This window comes from uncultured Campylobacter sp. (genome assembly GCF_938045405.1).
Lineage (GTDB): Bacteria > Campylobacterota > Campylobacteria > Campylobacterales > Campylobacteraceae > Campylobacter_B.
Map to the genome: position 1 here is coordinate 1 of NZ_CALIMW010000090.1, position 8,884 is coordinate 8,884.

Consider the following 8,884-nt stretch of genomic DNA (forward strand, 5'->3'; position numbering starts at 1 on the left):
TTTTTTGAAATTCTACGTCCGCACTGGTTCGGCAAGGGCGCGGCGAAGCTGTGGGCGCTGCTGCTGCTCGCGCTTGGTTTTAGCCTCGCTATCATCAAAATCAGCGTGTTGATGAACGCGTGGGATAAGCGCTTTTACGACGCGCTAAGCGAGCTTAAAGGCGAGCTCGTTCCCGCGCTCGTGGGCGAGTTTTTGCTCTACACGGCGCTCATCGTGCTTTTCATCGTCTGCGGTAGCTGGCTTCGCAAACTGCTCGTAATCGTCTGGCGCGAGCGGCTAAGCGCGATGATGGAGCGCAAATGGCTACATAACGCAAACTTCTACCGCACGAGCCTTGATGGAAATTTTAGCGCCGGGGGCGGTTCAAATTTAGAAAAACCTGGCGACGCAAATTTAAACGAGCGCGCAGAGTATTCCGCAGCCGAGGCGGACAGCGCAGCTTTGCATAGAGATGTAAACGAGCTTGAAATTTTACCGAGCACGGCGAAGCAAAATGCAACAGGGCAAAGCGGCGCAAGCGAGAATGAAATTTCATCTAAAACTCGCGCAGATCGTGAAATTTCAAAAAGGGTCTCGAAGCTAGACAACCCCGATCAGCGTATCGCCGAGGATAGCCTGCTGCTCGTGCAAAAAAGCGTCGATCTCGTAAAATCGCTCGTCTATAATCTCGCCAAGCTCATCGCCTTCGTTACGATCTTGTGGCAGGTCTCGAAGGTGCTGAAATTTGAAATTTTCGGCATGCGCTTTGAGATCGAAGGCTTTTTGCTATACGTAGCGCTCCTTTATACGCTGCTTTGCTCGCTGATCACGCATCTCATCGGGCGCAGGCTTAGGGGGCTAAATTTTGCTAAGCAGCGTGCTGAAGCCGATTACCGCTCGGATTTGCTGCTCGTGCGCGAAAATGCGGAAGCCGTAGCGTTTATGCGCGGAGAGGATGCCGAGCGCGGCCGCTTCCGCGCGAGCTTCGGCGAGATCATGAGAAACTGGCGCAGCATCATGAATACGGAATTTCGCCTCGAATGCTTTTCGGCAAGCTACCTAAAAATCACGAATTTAATCCCGATCTTTGCCTGCTTGCCGCTGTATTTGTCGCGCGCGATGAGCTTTGGCGACATGATGCAGGCGCGCTCGGCGTTTTACAGCGTGCAGGACGGATTTGCGTGGTTTATGGACTATTACAAGCAGATTATGGAGTGGGCGGCGAGCGTGCAGAGGATCTATGAGTTCATTTCGCGCATGGACGGCGAGAGCGCAAATCTGCGTGCTTGCGTCAAACAAAGCAACGAAAATTCCGCTCGTTGCGAGGGCTTGTCGGTCTTTACGCCTGCGGGCGAGCCGCTGATCGAGGATCTACGCTTTGAGCTTGCGCCCGCGCAGTTTATAATGCTGCGAGGCAAGAGCGGTGCGGGCAAAAGCACAGCTCTGCGCTACGCGGCGGGTCTTTGGAGATACGGTCGCGGCGAGATCAGTCTGCCGCGCACGGGCGTGATGTTTATCCCGCAAAAGCCCTATCTAGCGCCGCTTAGCCTAAAAGAGCTCATTTCCTATCCGCAGCCGTCGCGCGCAGACGACGCGGAATTTTTAGAAATTTTACGCCGCGTAGGGCTTAAGAAATTTGCCCGCATGCTAAACTCACGCGCCGATTACGTTAAAATTTTAAGCGGCGGAGAGGCGCAGCGGCTTAGTTTCGCACGCATTCATTACCACAAGCCGAGCTTTGTTTTTGCCGACGAGATCACGTCCGCGCTAGATCCTGCCTCGGCGCGCGAGCTGCTACTTGGTCTGCGCGCGGCTCTACCAAGGCTAGGAATGCTAGCTATCGTGCATCAAACGGGGCTTGAGGACATATTCGAGCGGACGATAGAGCTTTAAATTTTATAGTTTAAATTTCACGCGGCAGGGATTTTGCCTTTAAATTCATATCTTTTTAAATCCAGATTTATTAAAATTACTCATTTATATTAAGCGGCGATAAAATTTAGCCGAAGCGCTCGGTGTTCGCATACATGGGCATCGGCATCCGCGTGGCTAGGTGCTCGCACGCAGTCGGTGGCATAGCACCGCCGTAGGTAAGTATTTGCGGCGCAACGAGTAGCTCGGAAGTTGGTCAGCAGTGCGCGATCGCGATTTTGCGCGAAATTAAGTCGGTAAAATTTAAACGCAAGATGATCTGCCGAGGAGACGGCGCCTAGATAAAATTTTAGACCGAGCCGCGATCGGTAGCGTAACGGCCTGCTAAATGAGCGGGCTGCGTCAGAGGCACGATGCGTGGGCATCGCAATAAGTCGGTAGCGCGTCGGATGGCGCGTAACACATCGGCGGCACGGGCGGAGCGCCGCGGCTGAGGAGAGACGCGGCGATACGTACCTACTCGGCGCCGTATGACATAACCTTCGCTCGGGCAAATCATCATCGTAACGGCGCGACGATCGAAGCAAGCAACGTTGCCGTGGCAGGGGATCGATAGCACAAAGCGGCGCGGCGTGATTGCGGCGGCGACGGCATAAAATGCCGCAATATGGCAACCGCGATCGACAGGATGCGTATGTAGGAAAAGCGCAGTGCAGGTAGCGCAAATGTCGCGATACGACAATGGCGACCCGCGGAGCGTATAGGCAAGCAGCGGTGCGGGTGGCGCAATAACGCCGAGGCGATACGATAGCGGCGACCGACGAGACGTAACGCCGCCGTAGCGTTCGCGTGCGCTACGCCTAAGCCGCTAAATTTTAAAACGAAGCAAGGAGATTTTATGCTTAAAGCGAGGATTGTTTATAAATTTGCGCTCATCGTGTTGCTAGGCTGCACGCTTTGCATTTTGGGCTTTTCGGGCGCCTACTTTGCGCGCGGCGAGTACGACGAGACGTGGATGAGCCTGCATAAGATCGCGGGATTTGGCCTGCTTTGCGTCGCGATCTTGCATATAATCACAAGGCGAAAGAAGCTCGTAAAGCTCTGGAGCGAGTTTTTGGACGTGGTTTTGAGCCGCAAAAATCCCGGCTTTTGTAATATGGATCGCATAATCGGCGCGATCGAGCGCTATAATATCAGAGAAATCGCTAATAAAATGGGCTTTGAGCCGGACGAGCTCGCTGAGATTTTGAAATCAAACGGCATCAAGCTTGTAAGCGCAGATCAAGGCCTGCGCGAGCTTGCGAAGTTTAACGACGAAAAAATTTTCTTCATCTTGGTGCTTTTGATCGAGGCGAAATTCGGCAAGGCGGGCGAATGCAAGGTTTAAATTTTAAAATTCCGATCCGAATTTGTTCCATAAACTCGCTAAACTCGCTGCTTTAAGAAGCGAAAGTCGCCAAAGAGTCTAAATTTAAAATCGAAATTTTATCGCGCCCAGTAAAACGCTCAAAATCAAAATTTCATCCGAACTACGCCTAAATTTTAAAAAATCTATCTTTAATCTTTGAAATTTATTATTATTTAATCAAGAGAAATTATAATATAGCATTTGCAAATCATTCGCAAAATTCTAATTTTGACTAGGGGAGAGTGATGTTTAAGAAATTTTATCTTTCAAATGCCGCAATCGCGCTAAGTTTGTGCGCCACATTGCAACTAAACGGAGCCGAAAACAACGCTACGTCTGCAAATATCGGTGCGCCCGGCGCGGGAGCCGTAAATTCCGCAGCTCCTAAAAACGCTTCCGGCGCGAACGCCACGAGGCTGGGCACCATCGTAGTTACCGCAACGGGCTTTGAGGATATGCTTAAAAACGAGGTTCGCAACGTCTCGGTCATCACCGCGGAGGATATGGAAAACCGCGGCTACCGCGATCTGCGCGAAATTTTAGAAAAGGCGCCGGGGGTTAGCTTTCACGGCGATACGGTTGATCTGCGCGGACAGGGTCAGAAGGCAAATACCTCCGTAAAGGTCCTTCTTAACGGAGTCGCGCTCAATATGATCGACACGACGCCGACGAGCATTCCGATCGATCTAGTTCCGATCGAAGATATCGAGCGCGTGGAGATCATCCCCGGCGGCGGTAGCGTGCTATACGGCAGCGGCACCAGCGGCGGCGTGATAAATATCATCACGAAAAAGGGCGCCAGATACCCATACGCCAATGTCTCCACCAAGATCGCGTCGTATAATTACAATGATCTAAATTTAGGGCTCGGTGGCAACGTGAGCGAGAATTTGTTTCTAAAAACCGCCGTAAAGGGCTTTAAGCAGCGCGGATACCGCAAGGGCGAGAAAGAGAGCGGCTATTACGGCTCGCTTGGGATGTATTATAAAATTTCGGACGATCAAAGCATCTCTTTTGATCCGAGCTATTATCAGGCGCGAACCTATTCGGTGCCGAGCTTAGGGCTTGCCGAGCTTAAGGCGGATCGCCGCCAGCAGGGAGGCGAGAGGACTTTTACCAAAAGCACGCGGGCAAATTTCGATTTCGGCTACACGGTAAAATTCGGCGATAAAATCGAAGCAAATTTGCATCCTTATTATCAAGATATCAGGAGCGTACAGCAGGGATTTGTGATGAAAGACCGCAAAGAGGGGGCAAATTTAAAAGGCAAGCTCGACTACGACAGCGGCGAGTTCATAGCGGGATATGATTATCTCAAAAACAAGGGCTTTCGCAGGATAAATTTTGACGACGCGATGAATCCTATGATGAGCCTTTCGCAGCTTACGATCTTTGATATGCAAAAGCTTACCCACTCGGTCTATGCTTTAGAAAAGCACAATTTCACCGATCTGTTTTCGCTTAGTGCGGGCGGGCGGTTTGAGCGCGCCGAATACAAAGTAAATCGCAGGGTTTTAACGACTATGAAAATGATGGGAAACATAATCTCGCAGACGCAAAACAGCACCCGAGTAAGCGATCATAAGAACAACTACGCTTTTGAGATCACGCCGAATTTTAATTATTCCAAGGATGGCAATCTATATTTTAAATTTGAGCGCGGCTATATCTCCCCAGGCCCTAATCAGCTCATCGACAAGCTCGGTCGCAACGGTCCTTATGTGCTTAATAACCTCAAATCCGAAACCTTTAAAACCTACGAGATCGGTCTTAAAGATCTGATCTACGGGCAATACGTAAGCGCTACGATCTTTTGGACCGATACGAAAAACGAGATCATAAACGAAACTTTGGGCAGCTCGATCACCGACGGTTGGCATTTTATCAATATCGACGAGACGCGCCGCAAGGGCGTGGAGCTGTATGCGGAGCAAAGTCTGCTTTCAAATTTAAAGCTCAGCGAGACCTTTTCATACGTCGACGCCAAGATCCAATCCGGCGCGAATAAAGGCAAGCAGGTTCCGTTGGTGGAGCGCTCGAAGTTCGTTTTGGGCGTCGATTATGAGCCGATTAGAAATTTAACGCTGATGAGCGATTTTAAATATTTCTCATCATCGCACGACGGCAACCACGATAGAATCGACTCGCGCACTATCGTAGATCTGGGCGCTGCGTACCGCTTCACAAACGGATTTTTGATAAGCGCGGGAGTCAAAAACGTCTTTGACGAGGAGTATAATTACAACCAAAATTTACGCTCGGACATCTATACTCCGGCTCCAGGGCGCAACTATTACGTGGAGTTTAAATACACCTATTAGCGTGCGTTTAAATTTAAGCGAGGTTTGAGCTGCGAAATTTAAAATTTACGGGCAAATTTAAAATTTTACTGCGCACTTTGCCGCCGCGGGATTAAATTTAATAAAAGGAGCGAAGATGAAACCGGACTATAAAAACTGGGTGCCTAAGGGCATGATCGCGAGCTTTGCCGCGGGTGCGGGCGTAGCGTTAGTTTTGTTTTTGATTTTCGGCGTTTGCGGTTTGGGTGTTAGTGGTGCGCTAAGAGGCGTACTAGCTGGGCTTTTCGGCGCAGCGACGCTGTTTTTGATCGGCTTTACGATCTACTGCGTCGTATGGTACCGCGCGTTTGATTACGGCGGCAAGCGTCAGCTCTCTCGCGCGATCGTAGAGGGCACGGCGAAATACGTGGATCTGCCAGAGGGCGGGCGCGGGCTGGACGTAGGCTGCGGCAGCGGCGCTCTAACGATCGCCGTCGCCAAGCGCAACCCGCACGCATCGGTGCTGGGCGTCGATCGCTGGGGCTTTGAGTATGCGTCTTTTAACAAGCAGCTGTGCGAATCCAACGCGCGCGCCGAAGGGGTGCAAAACACTAGCTTCGAGCAAGCCGACGCCACGCAGCTGCCCTTTGAGGACGGCAGCTTCGATGCGGTTACAAGCAACTACGTCTATCACAACATCATGCGCAAGGACCGCCAGGCGCTGCTTTTAGAGACGCTCCGCGTGCTTAAAAAGGGCGGCAGCTTCGCGATACACGATCTTTTCTCGCGCGGAAACTACGGCGACATGGATGCTTTCGTCGCGCGGCTTAAGGAGCAGGGCTATGAGCAGCTCGAGCTTATAGATACGACGCAGGGGCTTTTTATGGGCCCGCGCGAAGCCAAATGGCTGATGCTGGGCAGCTCAAAGCTTCTGGTGGGTAGAAAATGAAAAGCCTTTGTAAATTTTGAAATTTGAGTTAATTTAGAATTCCTAGGCGACGGATTTAAATTTAAGGCCGATCGCTTTTATGAAATTTCGCTTTTAAATTTTGAAATTTTATGTTTTTGAGCGTGCGGTACAGCGTGAGTTCGGGCGTAGAGCTACGCTATGATAAGATTAAAATTTCACGCTGCGAAAGAGCAGTGAGTAAGACGATCCTTCGGGTAAATTTGACCGCGGATAAAGCGGATTTGATGCTGAACTACTATCTTTAAGATAAGCTTTTGTTTAAAAAATATATAATCCATATTTTATTTAATCTCAAAGGAGAAACTGTGAAAGGAACTATTTTGGCTAAGGGCATTATCCTTGCCGCAGATGAGAGCCGCTACTCATACCAGCAAGAGGATGTGAAATCGGCAAACGAGGAAGGCAAACCAGTCGTTTTGAGTCAAGGCGATGAAGTTGATTTTATCGCAGAAGGTCAAACTGCAAAGGAGATATACCTTACAAAAACAAAGCTCATTAACGTAGATTTCTCTAATTTTTCTCTTGGGGATGATAATTTATCAACCATCAGAACGCTTGGACTAGCGGGATCGGCGCTACCGATTTTAGGCGTTATTCCGTTTATCGGTTTAGTTTTCGTCATCGCAGGTTTTATATGTATATTGCTCGCTATCATCAAGCTTTCAAATAAAGCTGCCAGCCCTACGCTTAAGAAAAACTACATCATTTATTTAGTAGCCACCGTCGTAGCGACCATACTTATCTTTATAGGTGCGACTATGGGGGTATTCGCACTGATAGGCGCTAGCGCTAAATATGGCGGTGCCAGCGGTATCGGCATAGCCATTGGCGTCATTTTCTTCATCGCCGGCATAATCGGTATGATCTATGCGTTTTTTAAAGAATTCCAAGTTTATAATGAGCTTTCAAGAATATCGGGCGATAAATTTTTCCTCTATTACTTCATTTGCACGGTCGTCGGTGCGCTAACGGTCGCTATAGCTATCGGATATTTTATACTTCTGGCGGCGTTTATCTTACAAATCATCGCTTGGTATAGGCTACGAGAGATTAAGGCGGCTTAAATTTTTGTATTTCTGATCGGCGGGTAAATTTGCGCGGACAAAACCCCCCGATAAATTTTAATTTTGCGGGTTTTATTCGTAAATCCGCATTGTAAATTTAATGGCCCCGTGCTATTTTAAATTTAAACGCGATATAGGCTAAAGCAGCCGTAGTCGGTGCGTACGGCTAAAAACTCCTCGCCATTTATGCGCTCAAATTTCGCCTCGCAGCGCTTTACGACGTGCGAGAGCTCAAAGCTAAGACGCAAATTTCCGCTTTTTAGATCGATGATGTGGGCTTTGTCGTAGCTAATTAGCGCGAGCCTCGAACCGTCCGCGCTAACGCAAAACTCGTCCGCTTCGGCGCATTCGCCGTGTAGCCACGCGGGCTTCGACCGCTCGCCGCTCGTAGCGTCAAGGCAAACTAGCTTGCTGGTGTAGCGCTCCTTGCCTAACACCGAGCCGTCCGCTAAAAAGCAAATTTTATCAAAAATGCCGAAGTCGCCTTTTATCTCGTTTAAATTTTCGCCGTTTAGCGTGCTTAAAATTTTGATCTCATTTTGCTTGCAATGAAGCGCTAGCCGCGTGCCGTCACCATCGAGCGCGGCACAAAGAATCGGCGTATAGTTTTTTATTTCGGATCTGTATTCGGTCAGAGGCGAAATCTCGCCGACGCGCAGAGTAAAAATTTGACCAAACATCGCAAACGCCGCCGTATCTTTCGCAGCGCAAACAAAACTCGTAAATTCTTTGCTATTTTTAAATCTCAACCATTGAGAGAGATCGCTAAATTCGCCGCTTGCGGGATCAAATTTAAAGATAAAGTGATCCAGATCCAAAAGCAAAACCTCACCCGTGCGCTCCGCCTGCCATGCAAGCGGCTTTGGCAAGAGGGTCTGCTGCTTTACGGCGCCGCTCGCGTCCAGCCTGATGAGAAAGTCATCTAGCGCGCCGCCCTCTTTGTAGCCGCCGCATTTATAGACGAAAAGCTCACTTTCCGCACCTGCAAAGGCCAGCGCCCCCGTGTATCCGCCGCCGATATAGATGTGCAAACTCGCCTCGCCCGCTTTGGCGCCCGCGTTTTGCAGGACATAGCCCTTCTTTAGGCTCTCCCACTCCTTTTTCACGCAGGCTTTTTGCGCTTCGTCTATGCCGGCAAACTCCTTTTGCGTCAGCCTCGTTTTGCCGTTTTTGACGCTCTCGCTAGCTAAAATTTGACCCTGCACGCGCAAATTTAATCGGTCGCCGCCGCTTAAATTTATCAAATTTTTCATTTTCGCTCCTGCGGATTAGTTTTAAAAATTATCGCAAAGCGGCGCTTAAAAGCCGCTAA

7 protein-coding genes are annotated in these 8,884 nt (G+C 49.6%); 6 read left to right on the forward strand and 1 reads right to left on the reverse strand.

What is annotated here, in order from left to right:
• From Q0140_RS03315 to Q0140_RS03340, 6 genes are all read left to right on the forward strand, one after another.
• On the forward strand, positions 1-1,872 hold a 1,872-nt coding region (locus Q0140_RS03315), incomplete at its 5' end, for an SbmA/BacA-like family transporter (RefSeq protein WP_297961862.1).
• An 877-nt stretch (positions 1,873-2,749) separates the two neighbouring features.
• Positions 2,750-3,238 carry a chemotaxis protein gene (locus Q0140_RS03320; protein ID WP_297961865.1) on the forward strand — a complete coding sequence of 163 codons (489 nt, stop codon included), beginning with the start codon at positions 2,750-2,752 and terminating at the stop codon, positions 3,236-3,238.
• 266 nt (positions 3,239-3,504) lie between these two features.
• Entirely contained in the window at positions 3,505-5,580 is a 2,076-nt protein-coding gene (locus tag Q0140_RS03325) for a TonB-dependent receptor (protein ID WP_297961867.1), read from the forward strand.
• 115 nt (positions 5,581-5,695) lie between these two features.
• Positions 5,696-6,487 (forward strand): class I SAM-dependent methyltransferase, encoded by a 792-nt coding sequence (locus tag Q0140_RS03330; RefSeq protein WP_297961870.1) that lies wholly within the window; start codon positions 5,696-5,698, stop codon positions 6,485-6,487.
• Positions 6,488-6,621: 134 nt separating this feature from the next.
• Positions 6,622-6,753 (forward strand): hypothetical protein, encoded by a 132-nt coding sequence (locus Q0140_RS03335; RefSeq protein WP_297961872.1) that lies wholly within the window; start codon positions 6,622-6,624, stop codon positions 6,751-6,753.
• Positions 6,754-6,813: 60 nt separating this feature from the next.
• The gene (locus tag Q0140_RS03340; RefSeq protein ID WP_297961875.1) at positions 6,814-7,572 is read left to right on the forward strand and encodes a DUF996 domain-containing protein; all 759 of its coding nucleotides are present in this window, start codon (positions 6,814-6,816) and stop codon (positions 7,570-7,572) included.
• 122 nt (positions 7,573-7,694) lie between these two features.
• Here Q0140_RS03340 and Q0140_RS03345 read toward each other — a convergent pair whose 3' ends face one another.
• Positions 7,695-8,825 carry a hypothetical protein gene (locus Q0140_RS03345; RefSeq protein WP_297961878.1) on the reverse strand — a complete coding sequence of 377 codons (1,131 nt, stop codon included), beginning with the start codon at positions 8,823-8,825 and terminating at the stop codon, positions 7,695-7,697.
• Positions 8,826-8,884: the final 59 nt, after the last annotated feature.

What these genes read in the sequence shown, in the direction of transcription:
- Q0140_RS03320 (WP_297961865.1), top strand. Translation starts at nt 2,750, where the DNA reads ATGCTTAAAGCGAGGATTGTTTATAAATTTGCGCTCATCGTGTTGCTA.
- Q0140_RS03325 (WP_297961867.1), top strand. Translation starts at nt 3,505, where the DNA reads ATGTTTAAGAAATTTTATCTTTCAAATGCCGCAATCGCGCTAAGTTTG.
- Q0140_RS03330 (WP_297961870.1), top strand. Translation starts at nt 5,696, where the DNA reads ATGAAACCGGACTATAAAAACTGGGTGCCTAAGGGCATGATCGCGAGC.
- Q0140_RS03345 (WP_297961878.1), bottom strand. Translation starts at nt 8,825, where the DNA reads ATGAAAAATTTGATAAATTTAAGCGGCGGCGACCGATTAAATTTGCGC.